The organism is Bacillus sp. jun7 (assembly GCF_051034795.1).
In the GTDB taxonomy this organism is placed as follows: domain Bacteria; phylum Bacillota; class Bacilli; order Bacillales; family Bacillaceae; genus Bacillus; species Bacillus velezensis.
On sequence record NZ_CP093219.1, the window covers coordinates 1,333,972 to 1,353,703 of the forward strand.

Sequence of the window (19,732 nt, forward strand, 5' to 3'; positions counted from 1 at the left end):
ACTCATTTGACAAAACGGTCACGGCACCTAAAAAGTGAAGGATCATCTATTATTTAGATAATCCTTGACCAACATACATTTCCAGCAATTCGGCGATGGTCTCTTTTTCAAGAGGCGGATGGTTTTTTTCCCAGTCAAATATCAGCGCGATGTAGAGCTTGAGCATCACAAAAGCGGTCAGTTCCGGATCACACGGTTTAATGCTTCCGTTTTCAATGGCTGTTTCTATCTTTTCTTTAATGTATGACAGAATGGCCCGCTCCATTTTCGCAATGACATCCTGAACGGCTATTGTACCAATCTCAGCGTTCTCCTGAAAAATTTTAATAGTCAGCTGGTGTGTTTTTCTGAATTCCAAAATCGCGATAAGCGCCCGGTGAACATTTTCGTGAAATGAAAGCTCCGGTTTCATCGCTTCGTCTGCGTGTTCCTTCATTTCTCTTAAAATAGTGGTGAAAATATCATCAAACAGTTCTTCTTTGTTTTTGAAAAACGTGTAGATGGTTCCCTTCCCCACATTTGCAAGCTTTGCCACCAGATCCATTGTTGTTGCTTTGTAGCCGAATTGTGTAAAAGACTTCGTTGCCGCTTCCAGAATGAGCTTTTTCCGATCGACGGACATGTTTCCCACCTCGTTAAATTGACCGTTTGAACGTTTTAGTCATTTTGTACATAAGATAACTTATCACAGTCGCAAAGAAGATTCAAATGTTTTTTCTCTTTATTGGTGTTCCCTTTACAGAACGGGAACATGCAAAAAAACCTCCGTTTTACGATAACGGAGGCTGGTACGTTTCAAATAAATAAGCCAGTGAATCATATACGGCGGCTTTTCCCTGGTCAATACAGTCGGGGATGCCCACCCCTTCGAAAGACGCGCCCGTCGCGTATACGCCCGGATAGGAAGCTTTCAGCGCATCTCTGAACTCTTTGATGCGCTCCTTATGGCCGACATGGTATTGCGGCATGCTTTCGTTCCAGCGGGTCACACAGGTCATTTCCGGTTCGCCATTTATTTTCATTACTTTTTTCAAATCTTCCATTACGATTTTAATGATCTCGTTATCTGAAAGATCTACGATGGATTCATCTCCGGCCTTTCCGACGTACGCCCTGAGAAGCGTTTTGCCCTCCGGCGCCGCGTGCGGCCATTTTTTATTCGTCCATGTGCAGGCCGTGATGGAGAAATCGCTGTTTCTTGAGATAACGAATCCCGTACCTTCATGCTCCATCTTGACGGCTCCCTCAGGAAAACCTAAGGCGACGTTGGCAACGGACGTAGAATGCATGTCTTTGAGACATGAAACCGCCGGCAGATCAGAAAGCATTTTCGCCGCGGCTTTATGCGGCGCTGTCACAATGCATCCTTCCGCATAGAGCACTTTGCCGTTATCAAGCGTCACGGAATATCCTTTCTCCTCGCGGCCGATATGGGTGACTTTCGTTCCTTTCATCACCTTTGTCAGCGTAAGCTGCTTTTCCAGCTCCTCCACCAACGTTTGAAGCCCTGTCGTCAGCGTTAAAAACTGGCCCTGCTTTTTGGCCGTCAGCTGCTGTCCCGAAGGCTGCGGACGTGATTTTTTCATACCGAGAATCAGGCTTCTGTGCTTTTGCTCAGTCTGATAGAATTGCGGAAACGTGGACATGAGGCTCAGCTTATCAATATCTCCGGCATAAATCCCTGATAATAGCGGTTCTATTAAATTCTCAACGACTTCGTCACCGACGCGTCTGCGGAAAAATTCACCGAGAGACTGATCTTCCTTCGGTTTGCTCGCAGGCAGGACAAAGTCAAGCGCCGCCCGCGCTTTTCCGGGAACAGAAAATAAACCGGTGGAGATGAACGGAGCGATTTTGGTCGGAATGCCCATCACCGCGCCCTTCGGCATCGGATGAAGCGTCTCATTGACGAGCACGTAAGACTGGCCGGTCGCATTGTTGACGAGCAGATGCTCAAGCCCCAAATCCTTAACGAGCTGCGGCGCGCTTTTTTTCCTTTCCAAAAAAGAATCCGGCCCCCGCTCAATGATGTAGCCGTCTTTATGCGCCGTCTGAATTTTGCCGCCCGCTCTCGGGGCCGCTTCGATCAGGGTGACCTCAAGCGGCAGCTGTTTTTCCTTGATTTCTTTTTCCATGTAGAAGGCGGCGGCTAATCCCGTTATGCCGCCGCCGATGATGACCAGATGTTTTTTATCGCCACTCATTTTTATCGCCTTCTTTACCGTTTAATTCTATTTGTCCAGCTCTTTCAGCACGACCGCTGCAAGCGCGTCGATAAATTCAGGCTGTGCGTTCGGCATGGCCGGACGATAGTAGCTTGCGCCGACTTCTTCGGTCACAGCTTTGCATTCATAATCATTATCGTAAAGCACCTCTAAATGATCGGCAACGAAGCCTGCGGGCACGTATACAAATGCTTTATAAGGATGCTTTTGATACAGCTCGCGCGTGAGATCCTGCACATCCGGCCCGAGCCACGGATCAGGGGTGTTCCCTTCGCTTTGCCAGCCGACTGCGTAATCGGTAATTCCGGCGCCTTCGGCAATCAGTTTTGCGGATTCCTCCAGCTGGTCAGGATACGGATCGCCGTATTCTTTAATTTTTTCAGGAAGGCTGTGCGCTGAGACGATCAGCATCGCGTCATCCCGTTCTTCTTTCGGCATTGACTCATACGTTTTTTTCACCTGGCCGACCCAATAATCAACGAATTTCGGTTCATCATACCAGCTTTCAACAGACTTGATGGTCAAGCCGCCGAGCTTCTCCGCTTCTTCTTTCGCGCGTTTGTTGTATGACTGGACGCTGAATGTTGAAAAATGAGGGGCGAGCACAAGGCTGACAGCTTCTGTAATGCCGTCTTTATGCATGTCCGCCACCGCGTCTTCAATAAACGGTTCAATATGTTTTAATCCGATGTACACTTTGAATGTTACGTCGTCCTGGATTTCATTTAAACGCTGTGCGAGCTTCTCCGCCTGCTCCTGCGTGATTTTTGCCAGCGGCGAAATGCCTCCGATCGCTTCATATCTGTCTTTTAAGTCTTGAAGCATGTGCGGCTCAGGCTTTCTTCCGCGTCTGATATGTGTATAATAACGTTCTATGTCTTCTTCTTTGTAAGGCGTTCCGTAAGCCATGACGAGAAGTCCCATTTTCTTTTTGCTGCTCATTTAGTTAAACACCTCTTTTGATGGTCTGTCTATCTTGATTTTGACAGGAAAATCTTCTTATAACCAACGATCTGCTCAGGAAGATTGTTCCGTTTTTTGGGCCGCGGAGTATTCATGTACAAACGCCGTCAGCTTTTTCAGCGTTGCCGGATTGACATCAGGGAATACGCCGTGCCCTAAATTGAAAATAAACCCGTCCGTTTTCATGCCTTGATCAAGTATCGCTTTCGCTTTTTTCTCGATGACTTCCCAAGGCGCAAGAAGAAGCGACGGATCAAGATTGCCCTGAACCGTTTTTGTAATGCCTTGTTTTCTGGCGTCATCTATGCCGAGTCTCCAATCAAGACCGACGACATCAAGAGGAAGGTCATGCCAATCCCCGGCCAGGTGGCTTGCGCCTACGCCGAACATGATCAGCGGAACTTGCTCTGCTGAAAGCTCCCGGAATATTCTGTCCATCACCGGTTTTATAAACTGCCGGTAATCTTCGCGGTTCAGCGCGCCGACCCATGAATCAAAAATCTGAATGGCTTTTGCGCCGGCATTAATCTGCGCTTTTACATAAACGATAATCATGTCCGCCAGCTTGTCCATCAGCATTTGCCACGCTTGCGGCATACTGTGCATAAACGCTTTTGTTTTGTTGTAATTTTTAGAAGGTCCGCCTTCAATCATATAACTGGCCAGCGTAAAAGGCGCTCCCGAAAAACCGATGAGCGGAACATTCAGCTGTTCGTTTACGAGTAATCGGATCGTTTCCAGCACGTAAGGAACATCCTGTTCGGGATTCAGTTCGCCGAGCTTTTCAATATCCGCAGTAGAGCGCACCGGCTGATCGATCACCGGGCCGATTCCGTTTTTTATTTCAACATCCACTCCGATATAAGGAAGAGGCGTCATAATATCTTTATATAAAATGGCAGCGTCCACTCCGTACTGCTCGACCGGGAGCCTCGTCACATACGCGCACAGCTCGGGCTGATGCGTAATTTCGACTAAGCCGTACTTTTCTTTCAGCTTGCGGTATTCCGGCTGAGACCTCCCCGCCTGTCTCATGTACCAGACAGGGACGTGATTTGTTTTTTCTCCCCGTGCCGCTTTTAAAAACGTATCATTAAACGCTTCTCGTTTACTCATCTGAATTTCCACCTTTCCTCCTGCAACCATACGTTCGTGTTCTTCGCCCATTACACTATACCTTGTTTTTTCTGAATGGTATAGAATTGAGGCTTAATGTTCAAAAAATCGCCGAATTCATGATTAAGAAGAAAAAAGCTTCGGCTGAACGTATTCCGTTCCCTCTCCTTCTTGATTCGTCTGTGAATTATATGGAACGACTTTGTATGAAGCCCCTGAAAACAGATTGGCGTACGGTATGTCAAAGCCGCCTTTTCCTTTCACCGAATCCAGAAGCTTGTCTTTTCCGTCTTTCTTCTCATATATTCGGTAAACAACCCGATCATCCTTTTGAATATCCCATTTTAATTGAACCGTAATCAGTCCCATCGCCTTAAATGTATAACGGGCCGACAGGGATTTTACCGCCTCCAGCTCAATCGGGCTGCCCAGTTCCTTCACATTTTCAGGCTTTTTGAATGTCCGGCCGTTTTCACCCGCTTTTGTGACGATATCTTTAAAAAGTCTGACCGGGTATTGGCTGCCGCCTTTCAGGTAATGGGTTTTATCCGTTTTGTCATAGCCCATCCAGACGGCTCCCGTCAGTCCGGGAGTGTATCCCGCAAACCAGGCGTCCTTTGTCGCGCCGGGGATGCCGGTAAATGTGGTCGTGCCGGTTTTCCCCGCCAGGTCACCTTGATAGCTGCCTTGTGAAGCGGTTCCTTCTTTTACGACCTGCTGTAGCATTCTCGTCATATTCCATGCCGTCTGTCCGCTGAAGACGCGCGTTTTGCCGTTTTTAGGCCCGGATAACGTTTCTCCGTCTTCGTCCGTGATATTCTCTATAAAAAATGGCTTCGTATACATTCCGTTTGCCGCAAAGGTATGATAAGCTCCGGCAAGCTGAAGCGGAGTGACGCCTTCAGACAGACCGCCCAGCGCAATCGCGAGTCCGTTGTCAGAAATGTTCATGCCGTTTTTCTCAAGATACGATTTTCCCGTATCCACGCCGATCTGCTTCAATGTCCAGACAGCGGGCGCATTTATGCTGTAAGTGATCGCATCCTGCATCGTCACTTCCCCCTTGTACTGTCCGTCATAATTTTTCGGTTCATACCCGTCGTAGGACGTCAGTTTGTCTTGGAGAAGCGAATACGGTTTGAACTTGTCTTCCTGCATGGCGGGCCCGTATACGGCAATCGGCTTAAACGTTGAGCCCGGCTGCCGCTTCGCCGTAACCCTGTTGTATCCTTTTGTCACGTAGTCGCGCCCGCCGACCGCCGCGCGCACGCCTCCGGTTTTATTATCAATAAAGACGGCGCTTCCCTCTGCCGCCTGATCCGTCCCCGGAAAATAGCCGCTTTCCTTCATGAGGGTATATGCCGTTTTCTGCAGCTTGGAATCAAGTGACGTCCGGATCGTATAGCCGCCTTGAAGCAGCTGTTCTCCTGACATCGAATAACGGTCTTCCGCCTCCTTGATGACAAGATCGATATAACTGTCAAACCAAGGCGTTTCTGATGTTTTCTTGACATTAAGCCCCAATGTCCGGCCCTGGGCTCTGACGGCTTCCTTGGCGCTGATATAGCCTTGATCGTTCATCATTGCAAGAATCGTATCGCGCCGTTCTTTATTTTTATCCGGATGCTGAATCGGCGAATAAAGAGATGGCGCCTTCGGAATCGCTGCCAGAACGGCTCCTTCTGCAACGGTTAAATCTTTTACTTCTTTATTAAAGTAGTAGTGGGACGCGGCTTGAATGCCGTAAACGCCATGGCCGAAATAAAGCTGGTTCAGGTACATTTCAAGCAGCTTGTCCTTGCTGTAATCACGCTCAAGATTGATGGCGATAATGACTTCCTTCGTCTTGCGCAAAAATGTTTTATCATGAGTCAGAAAAATGTTTTTCGCCAGCTGCTGGGTGATCGTGCTTCCGCCCTCCACCTTGCCGCCTGCTAAAACATCCCGGAACACCGCCCGGCCGACAGACTTCACATCAATGCCGTGATGTTCGTAAAACCGTTTATCTTCAACGGCGATAAAGGCATCTCTCACATCTTCCGGAACCTGCTGAATGGATACCGGCTCACGATTTTCCGTATAGAGGCTCGCGATTTCATCACCGTTTTGATCGACGATTTTTGAAGATGCGTGCAGTATTAATTTCTTTTCATCGATGACATAATGGCCGAGAAATATAATGATAATGTATCCGATTAACGCGAGAAAAGCGGTTGCCGCCGCAATTACAGCCGGAATAAAGAATCTTTTTTTCTTTTTCAGCGTAAGTCACCTCGCCTTTCTTAACTTGTAGTATGGGAAATATTGTTTCGAATTATGTCAGAATGAGTCGCCAATAGAAACTTATACCACTCTTTTGATATACTAGCAAGCAGGAGGTGGCTGATATGAAGGTTTATATTACATACGGGACAGCCGATTATTTAAAGACGATTGCCAAGAAACACCCGAGTGAGAATATGGTGCTGATGCAGGGGGAGGATAATGCGGTTTTAATTCATGAAACAAATGGAGAAACCGTTTTTCAGGCGCCCCATTCCTATGAAAGCATCGACAGCGTCGGGGAAATCAAAAATCCGGGCTACGCCGTCCTCAACAACATCGCCGTTACCCAGGAAGGCCGTCCGCTGTTTGAAAACCGGTTTAAAAACCGCGCCGGCAAAGTGGAAAATGAACCCGGTTTTAAAGCCATCCGCGTATTAAGACCGCTCGAAGGCGATACGTATGTCATTTTGACCTTGTGGGAAGAGGAAAAAGCCTTTCAGGATTGGCAGCAGTCAAACTCTTATCAGGAAGCTCATAAAAAACGCGGAACATCTGCCGGTATCGACACGACGTCTATTTTTTCCCGTCCGTCTTATGTAACCGCTTATTACGCAATAGACTAAAAAACCGCCGGAGATTCTCCGGCTTTTTTGATGTCCCGATTTTACGCATCCTTCTTTGCACCTTCCGCCCGCCTATGAATACCCTGTAGCAATCCTATTTATAAACGGAGTGGTTCAATTGGGGATCGGCGTCTACTCGGTACATCTGCTTTATGTTGCTTTTATCGCGGCCATTATCGTTTTTATGCTTCTCAGAAAAGATACAACCTTTATTTCACTCGCCGGCATTTTTGTGATTGCGCTATGGACGACGCATTCATTCTCCGCTTCGGTCAGCAGCCTGTTTCACAGCTTTACGTATGCCGCCGGAGAATTGCTGCCGACGATTTTTATCATTTGTTTTATCGTGGCGATGAGCGGCCTTTTGACCGAAACCGGTATTAATGAAGCGATGATTTCTCCGTTTGCAAAGCTGATGAAAGGGCCGGCTGTCGCGTATTGGGTTATCGGCTGTCTGATGTTTGCCATCTCTCTTTTTTTCTGGCCGTCACCCGGGGTGGCGCTGATCGGCGCTGTGCTGCTTCCCGCAGCGATCCGGGCGGGCCTTTCTCCGATCGCCGCGGCTATGGCGATGAACCTGTTCGGCCACGGATTCGCTTTATCGGGCGATTACGTCATTCAGGCGGCCCCGAAATTAACGGCCGACGCCGCGGGCATTCCCGTGAGCGATGTCATGCAGGCAAGTATTCCGCTCGTTTTGATCATGGGGTTAACGACGACAATCACCGCTTTCTTCCTCATCATGCGGGATCGAAAAAAAACGAAGGCCCCCCTCTCCTTGGACAGCTCCGGTTCTTTGGACACAAGTATGTATCTGCCGAAAAAACTCAGGGTGATCCTGGCGGTTTTCATTCCGCTTGTTTTTCTCGCCGATATTATCTGCATGATCGTATACCGCCTCCAAGGAAACGATGCGACGGCACTCGTCGGAGGAACCGCGATCGGCATTCTCCTGATCATTCATTTCATTGTATATAAAGAGCGGCATTTAGAAAAGATCACCGAGTATTTTATCGGCGGTTTTCAATTCGGCTTTAAAGTATTCGGCCCCGTCATTCCGATCGCGGCCTTCTTTTATCTCGGTGACGCGGGGTTTAAAAATATTTTGAACACCCCGCTGCCGAAAGGGTCTGCGGGAATCGTCAATGACCTCGGACTGGCCCTGTCCCATTCTTTTCCGATGTCCGGAGAATTCGCCGGCATCGCCCTGGCCGCAGTCGGTGCGATTACCGGGCTCGACGGGTCAGGGTTTTCCGGTATATCTCTTGCAGGCTCGATGGCAAAGCTGTTTTCTGCCGCGCTTCATACGGACCCGGCCGTTTTAACGGCGCTGGGCCAGATTTCAGCGATCTGGGTCGGGGGCGGAACATTGGTCCCTTGGGCACTGATTCCCGCTGCGGCTATTTGTAAAGTTGACCCGTTTGAGCTTGCCAGGAAAAACTTTATCCCTGTTGCGGCCGGACTTATCGTCACGACCATCGCCGCCATCATCATTCTCCCGTAGCAAAAAGATTGAAATCTTCTGACATTTTCTATACAATCATGGGAAAAGCAGACGAGGGGGCATCGCTTTTGACGTTAACGACACTTCAAAAAAGCTTAAACGCTCAGCTTGACGGGCTGTATGAGGAAATGGTTGAAATCAGGCGTCACCTTCACATGAATCCCGAGCCATCCTTTAAGGAGAAAAAAACACCGGCGTTCATCGCCTCATTTTATGAAAAGCTCGGCGTCCCCATCCGGACGAATGTCGGGGGCAACGGCGTCACAGCCTGTATTGAAGGCGGTGGACCGGGACCGGTCGTGGCACTCAGAGCTGATTTTGACGCTTTGCCGATACAGGATGAAAAAGATGTGCCCTATGCTTCACAAATTCCCGGCGTCATGCACGCCTGCGGGCATGACGGCCATACGGCGGCTCTGCTCGCGGCCGGAAAAGTGCTGTACCGCAACCGGGAAAAACTGAAAGGGTCATTTGTGATGATCCACCAGCACGCTGAGGAATTATCTCCCGGCGGAGCAAAAGCAATGATTGAGGACGGCTGCCTCGAACATGTCGATGCTATTTTCGGCACACACCTATGGGCGACTGAACCCGTCGGAACGGTCTTATGCCGCCCGGGCCCAGTAATGGCCGCCGCTGACGGCTTTACGATTAAAGTCATCGGCAAAGGCGGTCACGGTGCGATCCCTCACGATACGAAGGACGCCGTTTTAATCGGCTCACAAATCGTCACGGCTCTTCAGCATATCGTCAGCCGGCGGGTAAATCCGGTGCAGCCGGCCGTCATCTCAGCCGGCTCGTTCACCGCTGAAAATCCGTTTAATGCGATTGCCGATCAGGCAGTCATTTCAGGCACCGTCCGCTCGTTTGACGAAAGTGTGCGCGGCCTGCTCGAAGCAGAAATAGAAGCTGTCGTAAAAGGAATCTGTTCCATGCACTCCGCTTCCTATGAATATCGTTTCAAACGCGGCTATCCCGCCGTCGTCAATCATCCTGAGGAAGCGGCGCACGCGGCGGCAGCCGCAGCGGAAACAGACGGCGTTACGAAAGTCGTTGAAGGAGAGCCGCAGATGGCGGGAGAGGATTTTTCCTATTATCTGCAGCATACAAAAGGCGCTTTTTTCTTTACGGGCGCCGCTTTAGAAAATGCGGAAACCATTTATCCTCATCACCACCCGAAATTTGATTTTAATGAAAAAGCGATGCTGACGGCCGCCAAGGTGCTTATCGGCGCCGCGGTAAGCTACCCCCGCTGACATAAAAAACAGCCGGTACATTACGTACCGGCTGTTGTGATTCTTAAATGAAAAACGTGCCTTGCCGTCTCACCGAGCTGTGACAGCAGTTTATAATTGGCCGCTCCGCCCACGGCGGCTCCGACGACCGGCAAAAGCTGAAACAATTTCACCACGTCCAGATAATCGCGGTATTCCTGCTGAAAAACTCTCCAATCGACATCATGCTTTTTCGAATCCCACTGTTCAATCATTGAGTATATGCGTTTCCGCTGTTCACCGCTTGAGAAAGCCAGCTGAAAAATAAACAGCAAGAACAATCGCTCATCCCTGTCTTTCACATCATAGCCGTAAATGGAGGCAAGATCGAACAGACATTTCATTTTAATGGATAGCAGCAAAGGAAAATCAGCCATCCCTAAAAAAATTCCGCCGGCCCCCGTACCGATACCTTCGGCTGCCGCGACCTTTTGGTACGATGCGATGGTTTGTCTGGCGAGGGCATCTTTTTCAGCAAGCGTCATACCGTTTGTATCCCGCTTGCTTTTCACCAGATTTGAACCCGCCATTGTTGCTTCGGTCATTTTTTTAATGCTTTCTGTGATGACGGCATGAATTTTATCGGGAATCCGCTCATTTATTTTCGCCTGCATTCCTTTAGAAAAGCGTTCAAGCATGGAATCCTTGCGCAAAAAACGCGCTTTCCACTGCAGTGCTTCCTGTATCAGCTGCTGATCGTCGGTCATCTGTGTCTCCTTCTTTCATTGAGGTTTCAAAAACCCGATTGATTACAGCTTGCCGTACTTTTTCAATCTTCCGCCCATATACGAAGGCATGATCACAAAAATCAGAACGGCTGAAGCAACGGCCGCATACAGCGCCCCGCTGACTCCCGCGGCATAGGCTGACGCTGCACAGAACAGCAGCGCCTGCACGGTTAATGCCGATTTCATCAGCGAAAAGAAACTTTGCAGCTTCGCTTTCTGATTGACCGGGTAAAGCTCCTGCAGAGAAAGATGATGAAAATGCCCGAACAGCGGAAGAAGCTGTATTCCCGTAATAAAGACGGTAAATACGGTTAATGCCGCCGTGATCCACGGATTGGCGGAAACGAGCATAATAATCAGGATAAAAATAATCGTGAGCCTGACCTGAATGCCGAGATAATCATTTGAACGCAGAAAGGCCCGCGCATACATATAGGAGAACGTTTTCCGCTGCTCAAACGGAATCATTCTGAGCAAAAAGTCGAGATACGCACGGCGTTTTGCCTGTTTTTTCAGGTGAGGCACATCGGTAAACAGATTGGCGATTCTGTAAAACCGCTGCTTCCTTCTTAATTCATATTCAATATGAGCTTCCCATTTTAATGATTTATGTTTTGCGGCCGATGTGAAATACACATAAAGGCCGGCCATCACAATGTAGACGGCGGCAGCGTACACATAAAACGACTGTAAGACGAAGTATAAAAGCAGCATATTGCAGATAAAGCGTATGACCGCATCCATCATTTTCATGCTTCTGTCATTCATAAACGTCATCCGCCACTCCATGGCCTGATTCCACGCTTTTACCGCTAGCATCTGAATAAATACGGCGGCATACGACGCAAGCGACGCCCCCGGACTTACAGCGAAAAACAGAGGCATGCATACAAGCGACAGAGCAATAAGCGGAAACAGCTGTGACAGATAGCTGTACTTAAATGAATGCTTAAAGTAAGTCCCCATTTTCGGTTCAAGCGGCAGCAGAAACACGAGGTCCGCTTCCTTTAAAAGCGTCCGGACGTATGAACCGGTCAGCACAAATGAAAAGAGCACCGCCATCACCCAAAATGAGGGAAAATGAACGGGAATGTCTTTGACCCACTTGCTGTACCAGCTCGCCGCGCCGGCAATAAAAAAGATCAGCACAATGACGAGATGATCATTGAGCATATATTTCATATACATTCTGGTTTCCTTTATATGCTCTTCAAGCCGGGACTGCCAAATAGTAGACATATTATTCATGGCCGGCGTCTTCCTTCGTCAGTTCAATATACAAGTCATCAAGAGCTGCGTCTTTCATGCCGAACTGCTCTCTCAGTTCTTCCAGTGTGCCGCTTGCCCGCACTTCGCCGTTATGTAAAATAATGAAAGCATCACAGTAGCGCTCTGCCGTAGCCAGGATATGGGTTGACATCAGCACGCTTGATCCGGCTTTTTTCGCGGCGTCCATCCGCTCCAGCAATGCATTGATCGCCAGCGGGTCAAGGCCGAGAAACGGCTCGTCAATGATATAAAGCGAAGGCTCCGCGAGAAACGCGCACATGATCATGACCTTCTGCTTCATCCCTTTGGAAAAGTGAGCGGGAAACCATTTCAGCCTTTTTTCCATTCTGAATTCTTTCAGAAGCGGAGGAAGCCTTTTTTCAAGCGTTTCTTTGGAAAGGCCGTACGCCATGGCCGTCAGCTCCAGATGCTCTTTGAGCGTCAGTTCTTCATACAGCACCGGCGTTTCGGGGATGTACGTAAATTGCGAGCGGTAGCTTTCCTTATCCTCCGAAAACGTCTTGCCGTTCAGCTCGATCGAGCCTTTATGCGGGTCCATTAATCCGATAATATGCCGGATCGTCGTGCTTTTGCCCGCGCCGTTTAATCCGATGAGTCCGACAATCTGGTTCGGCTCAAGGGTGAATGAAACATTTTTTAAGACCGGGTTTCTCGTATAACCGCCGGTTAAGTCTTTTACCGATAGCAGAGACATAATTTCTCCCCTTCTGATTCGTTTTTCTTCATAGTACCAAAAATAAAGTCTGATTTGAAACGATTCCCTTTTTTTCTCACGTGAAAAGCGTGCATAGTTATCGTTTTGGCGGACATCATAATGTATGTAGAAGGAAACAGCTTTAATCAACTGAAAATGAGGTGTTTATAAAAGACGTCTTAGAACAGTTGGATGAAAATCAACATGTCCTGTGCTTACAATTTCTTCACACACTGCTTTGATGATGTTCTTCATTCATGATGAAATAATCAAATGAGGTGTTTGTCCCAGGAATGATTAAGCAGACCCATAAGTCTTCATTTTAAAAACAAATGAGGTGCTTACAAAAGGCATATTTAATTTTCTGTGATAAAGCTCGTACTTCTGCATCAGGGTGAACGCGCAGCCGTTCATCCTGTTTTTTGTTTTGGCCGTTTTTGTGGTACGATGAGAATATACATATATTTCTTTTCAGGGAGGAAACCCATCTATGCACAAAGCGGACGATTGTATTTTCTGCAAAATCATTGCCGGTGACATTCCGTCTTCAAAAGTATACGAAAATGAACATGTTGTGGCGTTTCTTGATATCAGCCAGGTTACAAAAGGCCATACGCTCGTGATCCCGAAAACACATATCGAAAACGTGTACGAGTTTACGCCTGAGCTTTCTAAAGAATATTTTGAAGCGGTGCCGAAAATCGCACGCGCCATCCGCGATGAATTCGAGCCGATCGGGCTGAATATTCTCAATAACAACGGTGAAAAAGCGGGCCAATCGGTGTTCCATTTTCACATGCATATCATTCCGCGTTACGGAAAAGGCGACGGTTTCGGGGCTGTCTGGAAGACCCACGCCGAAGACTATGCGCCTGACGATCTTCAGGAGATCGCTTCAACCGTCAGAAAACGGCTTGCCTCATCTTAAAGATGAGGTTTTTTTGCGTCCGGCAACACAAAAAACATAAAATTATATTTTTTCATATCAAAAAAATCAAAAAATTGTGATAGGATAATTGTATTATTTCTTACACTAAAGCGGAAAACAGGGAGAGATCGTAAACATGGAACGTACAACGAATTTCAATGCAGGACCCGCAGCCCTTCCACTGGATGTGCTGCAAAAAGCACAGAAAGAATTTGTCAACTTCAATGACACCGGCATGTCCGTCATGGAGCTGTCCCACCGGAGCAAAGAATATGATGCGGTGCATCAAAAAGCAAAAAGCCTTCTGAAAGAACTGATGGATATTCCCGACGATTATGATATTTTATTTCTTCAAGGCGGCGCAAGCCTTCAATTCTCCATGCTGCCGATGAACTTTTTAACGCCGCAGCAAACGGCGCACTTCATCGTAACGGGCGCATGGTCTGAAAAAGCACTCGCCGAGGCGAAACTGTTCGGAAACACATCCGTCACGGCAACAAGCGCAGATTCAAACCATAACCACATACCGGAAGCGGACCTCACAGGAATCAAAGACGGCGCCTACCTGCATCTTACGTCCAATAACACGATTTTCGGAACGCAGTGGAAAGAGTTCCCGAATTCACCGATCCCGCTCGTAGCCGACATGTCAAGCGACATCCTGAGCAGAAAAATTGATGTCAAAACGTTTGATGTCATCTATGGCGGCGCCCAGAAAAACCTCGGTCCGTCCGGCGTCACGGTCGTCATCATGAAAAAATCATGGCTTGAAAACGAAAACGCCAACGTCCCTAAAATTTTGAAATACTCCACTCATACAAAAGCCGATTCACTGTATAATACGCCGCCTACATTTGCGATTTATATGCTGAGCCTCGTCCTTGAATGGCTGGCTGAAAACGGAGGTGTCGAAGCGGCTGAACGGCGCAATCAGGAAAAGGCCGACGTCCTGTACGGCACAATCGACGCAAGCGGCGGGTTTTACGCGGGGCATGCCGCAAAAGACAGCCGTTCTCACATGAACGTCACATTCACCCTCCGCGACAGCAGTCTCACGAAAAAATTCGTTGAAGAAGCGAAAGCGGCTAAAATGACCGGACTCGGAGGCCACCGCTCAGTCGGAGGATGCAGGGCGTCTATCTACAACGCCGTCAGCCTGGCTGATTGTGAAAAACTGGCTCAGTTTATGAAAAAGTTCCAGCAGGAAAACGAATAAATTTCTTCTAACATAACGGTTCCTTTGATATACTGTTTGCATATCAATTTTTCCGGCCATCGCAATAAATGACGAGCATATTATTGGATGGCGAAAAAGCTTAGCAGAGGAGAGCTTAGTATGAAAACAAAAGAATTAGTCATTATGGCCCTGTTTGCGGCAATCGGAGCGGTGCTTCATTCCATTATGCCGCCGGTATTATTCGGAATGAAACCCGATATGATGCTTGTGATGATGTTTATGGGTATTCTGTTATTCCCCCGTGTGCAGAACGTGCTGATGATCGGGATTGTAACGGGAATCATTTCCGCACTCACGACATCTTTTCCGGGCGGACAGCTTCCGAATATCATTGAAAAACCGGTAACGGCGTTTCTGTTTCTCGCGCTGGCGCTTTTGGTGAAAAAGAGCGTAAAGACAGCGGCCGCCGCCGTCATTACAATAGCCGGCACCTTCATCTCCGGTTTGCTCTTTCTGGCGCTGGCCCTTCTGATTGTCGGCCTGCCGGGCGGATTCACCGCCTTGGTGCTCGCGGTCGTCCTTCCGGCGGCTGCGCTGAATGCGATCGCCATTATCATTATGCATCCGATTGTGCAGACGATCTTAAAACGGTCCAATATGATTGAAACGGTGAAATAACCGCATACCGAAACCTCTTCCGGCCGGAAGAGGTTTTTTAATGTGTTTCAGCATGTTTTATACGAGAAGTTTTGTGAAAAAGATAAGGAACAATGCGAGGGCGGTTCCTGCTGAGCAGACGATGGCCTTTTGGCGGACGACCCGCTTCGGCGGATAAGAAGCGGCCTGACCGAGCAGTTTCAGGTAATAAACGGCGCCCGCCGCAAAGACAAGAGCCATACAAGATAAAACAATCATAAAGACAGACAACCTTCTCCCTCCTTTTCCCTTAAAAAATATGCTAAAATAAAGCAAGCTATGTATAGAAGTTTATTCTTCTGAACAAAAATGATAAAAGTTATGAGAAAAAAAACGGGGTGATTTCAAATGGCTGACGGACGTTCCCTTTTAACAGGCCTTTTCGTAGGCGGATTGATCGGAGGCGCAGCGGTGTTACTTTCGGCTCCTTCATCCGGAAAAGAGCTGCGGGGCAAAATCAAAGCAAATTGCAATTCAATTGAGGACACAATCAAACGGTTAAAAAAAGACGGAATGGCGCTTAAGGACCAGCTTGTCCAAACGGCGAAAGAAAGCGCAGAAGTCATTAAAGACGTAGGCGGAGAGCTTCAGACCAGCATTAAAAGGTGGCAGGAGGAAATCAAGCCGCACCAGCAGGATCTCCAAAAGGAAATCGCTGATATTGAAGAGAAAATCAGACAGCTGGAGAAAACCTTACAAAACTAATATCCTATACAACCAAAAAAAGTGCGGACATATTGCGTTCCGCACTTTTTTTTGCGGTTTAAAGCCTTTCCCAGCAACGGATGAAGAATTTATTATAAAATTCTTAAATTTTCATCTTTATTAATCTTTATTTTATTGGCATAATAGAGGAAAAGAAAATGTGAAGCAGGTGATCTGTATTGAATCGTGTTGAACCGCCTTACGATCTAAAAGAAGCTTTAATCTATACCCAAAAAATGGCGCAGCTGTCCAAAGCGCTCTGGAAATCTATCGAGAAAGACTGGCAGAATTGGCTGAAGCCGTACGACCTTAATATTAATGAGCATCATATATTATGGATTGCCTATCAGCTTAAAGGAGCTTCTATTTCAGAAATCGCCAAATTCGGCGTTATGCACGTATCAACTGCATTTAACTTTTCAAAAAAGCTTGAAGAACGGGGATATCTGAAATTTTCCAAGCGGCTGAATGATAAACGGAACACGTACATTCAGTTAACAGAAGAAGGGGAAAATGTATTCGAAAGCCTGCTTGAGGAGTTTGACCCGTCGAGAAACGCGGTGTTTAAAGGCTCACAGCCGATCTACCACTTATTCGGGAAGTTTCCGGAAGTTGAAGAATTAACCTGTGTCATCCGCCACATTTACGGCGAAGATTTTATGGAGATATTCGAGAAATCATTGACAAACATAAACAATGATTTTGATAGTGAAGACGGAAGGCTGAAGAAAAAAACGGACGAATCGGCTGTCCATGAAACGGCTGAAGAGCTGGAACCGATCAACAGTTAATCAAAGTGCTTCATAATCTCAATAAATTCTTCCATCAGCGCTGTATAAAGCCCCTGCTCATACAGAGCAAAAATCGTTTCATGAACATCTAATTTTTCGTTCAGCTGTCCCGCAAAAAGTGCAAGGAGCTTGTCAAACGTCACAAAGCCTTGCGCTTTTTGCGACTCCAGCTCGTCCTCCAATTCGCGGCAGATCCGCCCGATCTCTTCTCCTTCTTCTTCGGTCAGCCCTTTTTCAATCATCATCGCATAAAAAGGGTACTTATCCATATCCACCGTTTTCACCAGCAATTGTATGTAATATTCTAAACGCCCGATACGCTGATCCATTGAATCCATCCGTTTCACTTCTTTCTATCTTTAATCTTATTTTAGCTGATAATGAATAGAGAAGAAAGGTTAAACCGTACATTTCCATGTTTCACCGAGCTCTTCTGTTCTTCCCTTTCCGGGGTTATTTTTTTTCTTTAAAAAAGGATTGATTTTTTCTCCTGAAGAGAGTAAATTATTTTGAGATTGTATTCCATCTTTGTACGGAAGGATGACTCTGATGAATTGCTGGAAAACCATTAATCTGATCAAAGATTATGGTGCGGTTCGTTTATTATTGACTGCTGTAGGTTTTATGATCCTGTTTTTTATATGCAACTTCTTGGCATTCGGGCTGCTGCGTCCGAATATCAGTTTAAGTGACGGGCACGTGTTTGCTTTTTGTGTTCTGCTCGTTGTTACTTTATTTGTACATAAAGTCATACATGTCCTGCCGATGATCTGTAAAAAAAGAAAAAAGGAAATGAAAATGTACTTCTTGCGGATGCCGACATGGAAAGGCATACCGAAAACGACGATGCTGATTTCTACGATCAGCCCGTTTTTATTCATTACGCCGTTATTGTTTTATGCCGGACTGGCATTTCCGAGACACGCTCATTACTTTTATATGATTTCGAGCATTCATGCGGGTTATTGCCTGCCTGATCTTCTGTTTGCGCTGCACCTGGTCAAAGCGCCCAAATCATGTCTGATTGACCAGGAATCCGACGGTTTTGATATATTAGTAAAAAAAGTGCCGGAGTCTTGATATCCCGCTGATTTTTCAGGTTACATTCTATCTTTTTTAATAAATATTTGGTAATGTAATATGGGAGCAGTTCAGAGAGAGGGGGAATCTCCCATCATTTTATTCTATTTTATCGTGGCTGCCCTGTTTATTCTTTATTTCATAAACAGGCTCACAAATACATTATGCCTTGTCAGAGAGATTCCTGAAGACCGGCAGGATAAGGTATTCCGTTTTATTAATGTATCTATTTTAATTTTACTGATCTCTTCATTCGTCGAGATCTCCTTTACTGTGTAAACAGGCAAAAAAATATGGCTGACGGAGGTCTGACCCCCGACAGCCATATTTTTTTCTTAATAAAGCCAAGAAGCGCCGATGATGATCAATAAGATGAACAGAACAACCAATAATGCAAAACCGCCTGCAAATACTTCACCCATCTCCAAAAGCACCTCCTACAAAACGTTTTATTTTTCCAATTACATCATATGCAATTTACTTCTGAAACGATTAGGCGCCCGGGTAAGAAAACGGACCGCTTTTAGAAAAAGCGATCCGTTTCGCTTAACAAATGTAAGCTGCACCTACGATGATAAGCAATATGAACAGTACTACGAGCAGTGCGAAACCGTTTGAATATCCTCCGCCCATGGTTCATTACCTCCTTTTCATGATCAATATATTTGTATGTATCAGGAAAAAGTTTGACTAGACGAATGCCCTTTATTTAAAATCTTTTTACAGAAAGCCACAATATGTTATGATACGCATATGCAATTTAATTTGGATGATTAGGAGTGTTTAAAGGAATGAAGAAAATCGCGATAGCAGCTATTACGGCAACGAGCGTCCTGGCTCTCAGCGCTTGCAGCAGCGGCGACAACGACGTGATTGCCAAGACGGATGCCGGAAATGTAACAAAAGGCGAGCTCTACACGAATATGAAAAAAACCGCGGGCGCAAGTGTGCTGACACAGCTCGTACAAGAAAAAGTATTAGCAAAAAAATACAAAGTATCGGATAAAGAAATCGATAACAAGCTGAAAGAGTACAAAACGCAGCTCGGCGATCAGTACAGCGCCCTTAAACAGCAGTACGGCGAAGATTACCTGAAAGATCAGGTGAAGTACGAACTGCTTGCACAAAAAGCGGCGAAAGACAACATCAAAGTGACTGACGCTGATACGAAAGAATATTACGACGGCTTAAAAGGTAAAATCCGTGCGAGCCACATCCTTGTCGCTGACAAAAAGACAGCTGACGAAGTGGAGAAAAAGCTGAAAAAAGGCGAGAAGTTTGAAACGCTTGCGAAAGAATATTCAACTGACAACTCAAAAGACAACGGCGGCGACCTTGGCTGGTTCGATAAAAAGTCAATGGATGAAACATTCAGCAAAGCTGCATTCGGTCTGAAAGTCGGACAAGTCAGCGATCCGGTCAAAACAAAATTCGGTTATCATATCATCAAAAAGACAGAAGAACGCGGCAAATATGATGACATGAAAAAAGAACTGAAAGAAGAAGTTCTTAAACAGAAATTAAACGACAACTCAGCTGTACAGGCGGCAATTCAAAAAGTCATGAAAAAAGCTGACGTAAAAGTGGAAGACAAAGACTTAAAAGACACGTTTAACACTTCAACTTCTTCTGAATCTAAATAAAAAAACTGTGCGGGCTCTCGGAGAGCCGCA

At 46.7% G+C, this 19,732-nt stretch carries 23 protein-coding genes; 11 read left to right on the forward strand and 12 right to left on the reverse strand.

The features are described 5' to 3' along the window. Positions 1 to 49: 49 nt before the first annotated feature. The 5 genes from MJQ52_RS06010 to MJQ52_RS06030 all read right to left on the reverse strand — a co-directional run bounded on the left by MJQ52_RS06010 (position 50) and on the right by MJQ52_RS06030 (position 6,566). Positions 50 to 622, reverse strand: coding sequence for a TetR/AcrR family transcriptional regulator (locus MJQ52_RS06010; RefSeq protein WP_032874350.1), 573 nt, complete (start codon positions 620 to 622; stop codon positions 50 to 52). Positions 623 to 770: 148 nt separating this feature from the next. Beyond that, positions 771 to 2,204 carry a protoporphyrinogen oxidase gene (hemY, locus tag MJQ52_RS06015; protein WP_146283662.1) on the reverse strand — a complete coding sequence of 478 codons (1,434 nt, stop codon included), beginning with the start codon at positions 2,202 to 2,204 and terminating at the stop codon, positions 771 to 773. Between the two features lie 27 nt (positions 2,205 to 2,231). Continuing rightward, entirely contained in the window at positions 2,232 to 3,167 is a 936-nt protein-coding gene (gene hemH, locus MJQ52_RS06020) for a ferrochelatase (RefSeq protein ID WP_003155221.1), read from the reverse strand. Between the two features lie 75 nt (positions 3,168 to 3,242). Beyond that, positions 3,243 to 4,304 carry a uroporphyrinogen decarboxylase gene (gene hemE, locus MJQ52_RS06025; protein ID WP_167860028.1) on the reverse strand — a complete coding sequence of 354 codons (1,062 nt, stop codon included), beginning with the start codon at positions 4,302 to 4,304 and terminating at the stop codon, positions 3,243 to 3,245. Between the two features lie 123 nt (positions 4,305 to 4,427). Beyond that, the gene (locus MJQ52_RS06030; RefSeq protein ID WP_265210163.1) at positions 4,428 to 6,566 is read right to left on the reverse strand and encodes a transglycosylase domain-containing protein; all 2,139 of its coding nucleotides are present in this window, start codon (positions 6,564 to 6,566) and stop codon (positions 4,428 to 4,430) included. Between the two features lie 125 nt (positions 6,567 to 6,691). Between MJQ52_RS06030 and hmoB the strand changes: the two genes are divergently transcribed. The 3 genes from hmoB to MJQ52_RS06045 all read left to right on the forward strand — a co-directional run bounded on the left by hmoB (position 6,692) and on the right by MJQ52_RS06045 (position 9,952). Then, the gene (gene hmoB / locus MJQ52_RS06035) at positions 6,692 to 7,192 is read left to right on the forward strand and encodes a heme-degrading oxygenase HmoB (protein WP_265210061.1); all 501 of its coding nucleotides are present in this window, start codon (positions 6,692 to 6,694) and stop codon (positions 7,190 to 7,192) included. A 118-nt stretch (positions 7,193 to 7,310) separates the two neighbouring features. After that, complete coding sequence (locus MJQ52_RS06040) at positions 7,311 to 8,696, forward strand: hypothetical protein (RefSeq protein WP_058906679.1); 1,386 nt, start codon at positions 7,311 to 7,313, stop codon at positions 8,694 to 8,696. Positions 8,697 to 8,764: 68 nt separating this feature from the next. Next, the gene (locus MJQ52_RS06045) at positions 8,765 to 9,952 is read left to right on the forward strand and encodes a M20 family metallopeptidase (RefSeq protein ID WP_167860027.1); all 1,188 of its coding nucleotides are present in this window, start codon (positions 8,765 to 8,767) and stop codon (positions 9,950 to 9,952) included. A 20-nt stretch (positions 9,953 to 9,972) separates the two neighbouring features. Here the strand turns inward: MJQ52_RS06045 and MJQ52_RS06050 are convergent, their stop codons facing one another. From MJQ52_RS06050 to ecsA, 3 genes are read right to left on the reverse strand one after another with little or no spacing between them, the layout of a single operon-like run. Beyond that, complete coding sequence (locus MJQ52_RS06050) at positions 9,973 to 10,677, reverse strand: EcsC family protein (RefSeq protein ID WP_025649550.1); 705 nt, start codon at positions 10,675 to 10,677, stop codon at positions 9,973 to 9,975. A 42-nt stretch (positions 10,678 to 10,719) separates the two neighbouring features. Beyond that, complete coding sequence (locus tag MJQ52_RS06055) at positions 10,720 to 11,946, reverse strand: ABC transporter permease (RefSeq protein WP_007409219.1); 1,227 nt, start codon at positions 11,944 to 11,946, stop codon at positions 10,720 to 10,722. Then, entirely contained in the window at positions 11,939 to 12,682 is a 744-nt protein-coding gene (gene ecsA / locus MJQ52_RS06060; protein WP_003155231.1) for an ABC transporter ATP-binding protein EcsA, read from the reverse strand. Before ecsA ends, MJQ52_RS06055 begins: the two co-directional genes overlap by 8 nt. A gap of 490 nt (positions 12,683 to 13,172) precedes the next feature. Between ecsA and MJQ52_RS06065 the strand changes: the two genes are divergently transcribed. The 3 genes from MJQ52_RS06065 to MJQ52_RS06075 all read left to right on the forward strand — a co-directional run bounded on the left by MJQ52_RS06065 (position 13,173) and on the right by MJQ52_RS06075 (position 15,465). Beyond that, positions 13,173 to 13,610 carry an HIT family protein gene (locus MJQ52_RS06065; protein ID WP_057080120.1) on the forward strand — a complete coding sequence of 146 codons (438 nt, stop codon included), beginning with the start codon at positions 13,173 to 13,175 and terminating at the stop codon, positions 13,608 to 13,610. 136 nt (positions 13,611 to 13,746) lie between these two features. Continuing rightward, on the forward strand, positions 13,747 to 14,826 hold the full coding sequence (serC, locus tag MJQ52_RS06070) for a 3-phosphoserine/phosphohydroxythreonine transaminase (protein WP_060386843.1): 1,080 nt from the start codon (positions 13,747 to 13,749) through the stop codon (positions 14,824 to 14,826). Between the two features lie 120 nt (positions 14,827 to 14,946). Further along, on the forward strand, positions 14,947 to 15,465 hold the full coding sequence (locus MJQ52_RS06075) for a tryptophan transporter (RefSeq protein WP_003155234.1): 519 nt from the start codon (positions 14,947 to 14,949) through the stop codon (positions 15,463 to 15,465). Positions 15,466 to 15,522: 57 nt separating this feature from the next. On the opposite strand, the gene MJQ52_RS06080 is transcribed toward MJQ52_RS06075, so the two are convergent. Continuing rightward, positions 15,523 to 15,714, reverse strand: a complete 192-nt coding sequence (locus tag MJQ52_RS06080) for a hypothetical protein (RefSeq protein WP_007409223.1) — start codon at positions 15,712 to 15,714, stop codon at positions 15,523 to 15,525. 117 nt (positions 15,715 to 15,831) lie between these two features. Here MJQ52_RS06080 and MJQ52_RS06085 point away from each other — a divergent pair, with 117 nt between their 5' ends. Both MJQ52_RS06085 and MJQ52_RS06090 read left to right on the forward strand, forming a co-directional pair. Beyond that, positions 15,832 to 16,188 (forward strand): YtxH domain-containing protein, encoded by a 357-nt coding sequence (locus MJQ52_RS06085; protein WP_007409224.1) that lies wholly within the window; start codon positions 15,832 to 15,834, stop codon positions 16,186 to 16,188. A gap of 179 nt (positions 16,189 to 16,367) precedes the next feature. Next, the gene (locus MJQ52_RS06090; protein WP_003155240.1) at positions 16,368 to 16,979 is read left to right on the forward strand and encodes an HTH-type transcriptional regulator Hpr; all 612 of its coding nucleotides are present in this window, start codon (positions 16,368 to 16,370) and stop codon (positions 16,977 to 16,979) included. Here the strand turns inward: MJQ52_RS06090 and MJQ52_RS06095 are convergent. Beyond that, complete coding sequence (locus tag MJQ52_RS06095; RefSeq protein WP_094247098.1) at positions 16,976 to 17,317, reverse strand: DUF1878 family protein; 342 nt, start codon at positions 17,315 to 17,317, stop codon at positions 16,976 to 16,978. The two genes, MJQ52_RS06090 and MJQ52_RS06095, sit on opposite strands and share 4 nt — an antisense overlap. A gap of 211 nt (positions 17,318 to 17,528) precedes the next feature. Here MJQ52_RS06095 and MJQ52_RS06100 point away from each other — a divergent pair, with 211 nt between their 5' ends. Beyond that, positions 17,529 to 18,059, forward strand: coding sequence for a DUF3267 domain-containing protein (locus MJQ52_RS06100; RefSeq protein WP_007409225.1), 531 nt, complete (start codon positions 17,529 to 17,531; stop codon positions 18,057 to 18,059). A 60-nt stretch (positions 18,060 to 18,119) separates the two neighbouring features. Continuing rightward, positions 18,120 to 18,338: a hypothetical protein gene (locus MJQ52_RS06105; RefSeq protein ID WP_003155245.1), complete on the forward strand. Its 219-nt coding sequence runs from the start codon at positions 18,120 to 18,122 to the stop codon at positions 18,336 to 18,338. A gap of 56 nt (positions 18,339 to 18,394) precedes the next feature. On the opposite strand, the gene yhzE2 is transcribed toward MJQ52_RS06105, so the two are convergent. Both yhzE2 and yhzE1 read right to left on the reverse strand, forming a co-directional pair. Beyond that, positions 18,395 to 18,481, reverse strand: a complete 87-nt coding sequence (yhzE2, locus tag MJQ52_RS06110; RefSeq protein ID WP_003155248.1) for a sporulation protein YhzE2 — start codon at positions 18,479 to 18,481, stop codon at positions 18,395 to 18,397. Between the two features lie 124 nt (positions 18,482 to 18,605). Continuing rightward, positions 18,606 to 18,692: a sporulation protein YhzE1 gene (gene yhzE1, locus MJQ52_RS06115; RefSeq protein ID WP_017417375.1), complete on the reverse strand. Its 87-nt coding sequence runs from the start codon at positions 18,690 to 18,692 to the stop codon at positions 18,606 to 18,608. Between the two features lie 158 nt (positions 18,693 to 18,850). Between yhzE1 and MJQ52_RS06120 the strand changes: the two genes are divergently transcribed. Then, positions 18,851 to 19,702, forward strand: coding sequence for a peptidylprolyl isomerase (locus MJQ52_RS06120; RefSeq protein ID WP_003155249.1), 852 nt, complete (start codon positions 18,851 to 18,853; stop codon positions 19,700 to 19,702). Positions 19,703 to 19,732 lie beyond the last annotated feature (30 nt).

Coding starts and splice junctions, on each gene's coding strand:
- MJQ52_RS06085 (WP_007409224.1), top strand. CDS start 15,832: ATGGCTGACGGACGTTCCCTTTTAACAGGCCTTTTCGTAGGCGGATTG.
- MJQ52_RS06100 (WP_007409225.1), top strand. CDS start 17,529: ATGAATTGCTGGAAAACCATTAATCTGATCAAAGATTATGGTGCGGTT.
- MJQ52_RS06050 (WP_025649550.1), bottom strand. CDS start 10,677: ATGACCGACGATCAGCAGCTGATACAGGAAGCACTGCAGTGGAAAGCG.
- yhzE1 (WP_017417375.1), bottom strand. CDS start 18,692: ATGGGCGGAGGATATTCAAACGGTTTCGCACTGCTCGTAGTACTGTTC.
- MJQ52_RS06075 (WP_003155234.1), top strand. CDS start 14,947: ATGAAAACAAAAGAATTAGTCATTATGGCCCTGTTTGCGGCAATCGGA.
- serC (WP_060386843.1), top strand. CDS start 13,747: ATGGAACGTACAACGAATTTCAATGCAGGACCCGCAGCCCTTCCACTG.
- yhzE2 (WP_003155248.1), bottom strand. CDS start 18,481: ATGGGTGAAGTATTTGCAGGCGGTTTTGCATTATTGGTTGTTCTGTTC.
- hmoB (WP_265210061.1), top strand. CDS start 6,692: ATGAAGGTTTATATTACATACGGGACAGCCGATTATTTAAAGACGATT.
- hemH (WP_003155221.1), bottom strand. CDS start 3,167: ATGAGCAGCAAAAAGAAAATGGGACTTCTCGTCATGGCTTACGGAACG.
- MJQ52_RS06010 (WP_032874350.1), bottom strand. CDS start 622: ATGTCCGTCGATCGGAAAAAGCTCATTCTGGAAGCGGCAACGAAGTCT.
- MJQ52_RS06065 (WP_057080120.1), top strand. CDS start 13,173: ATGCACAAAGCGGACGATTGTATTTTCTGCAAAATCATTGCCGGTGAC.
- MJQ52_RS06105 (WP_003155245.1), top strand. CDS start 18,120: ATGGGAGCAGTTCAGAGAGAGGGGGAATCTCCCATCATTTTATTCTAT.
- MJQ52_RS06055 (WP_007409219.1), bottom strand. CDS start 11,946: ATGAATAATATGTCTACTATTTGGCAGTCCCGGCTTGAAGAGCATATA.
- hemY (WP_146283662.1), bottom strand. CDS start 2,204: ATGAGTGGCGATAAAAAACATCTGGTCATCATCGGCGGCGGCATAACG.
- MJQ52_RS06120 (WP_003155249.1), top strand. CDS start 18,851: ATGAAGAAAATCGCGATAGCAGCTATTACGGCAACGAGCGTCCTGGCT.
- hemE (WP_167860028.1), bottom strand. CDS start 4,304: ATGAGTAAACGAGAAGCGTTTAATGATACGTTTTTAAAAGCGGCACGG.
- ecsA (WP_003155231.1), bottom strand. CDS start 12,682: ATGTCTCTGCTATCGGTAAAAGACTTAACCGGCGGTTATACGAGAAAC.
- MJQ52_RS06095 (WP_094247098.1), bottom strand. CDS start 17,317: ATGGATTCAATGGATCAGCGTATCGGGCGTTTAGAATATTACATACAA.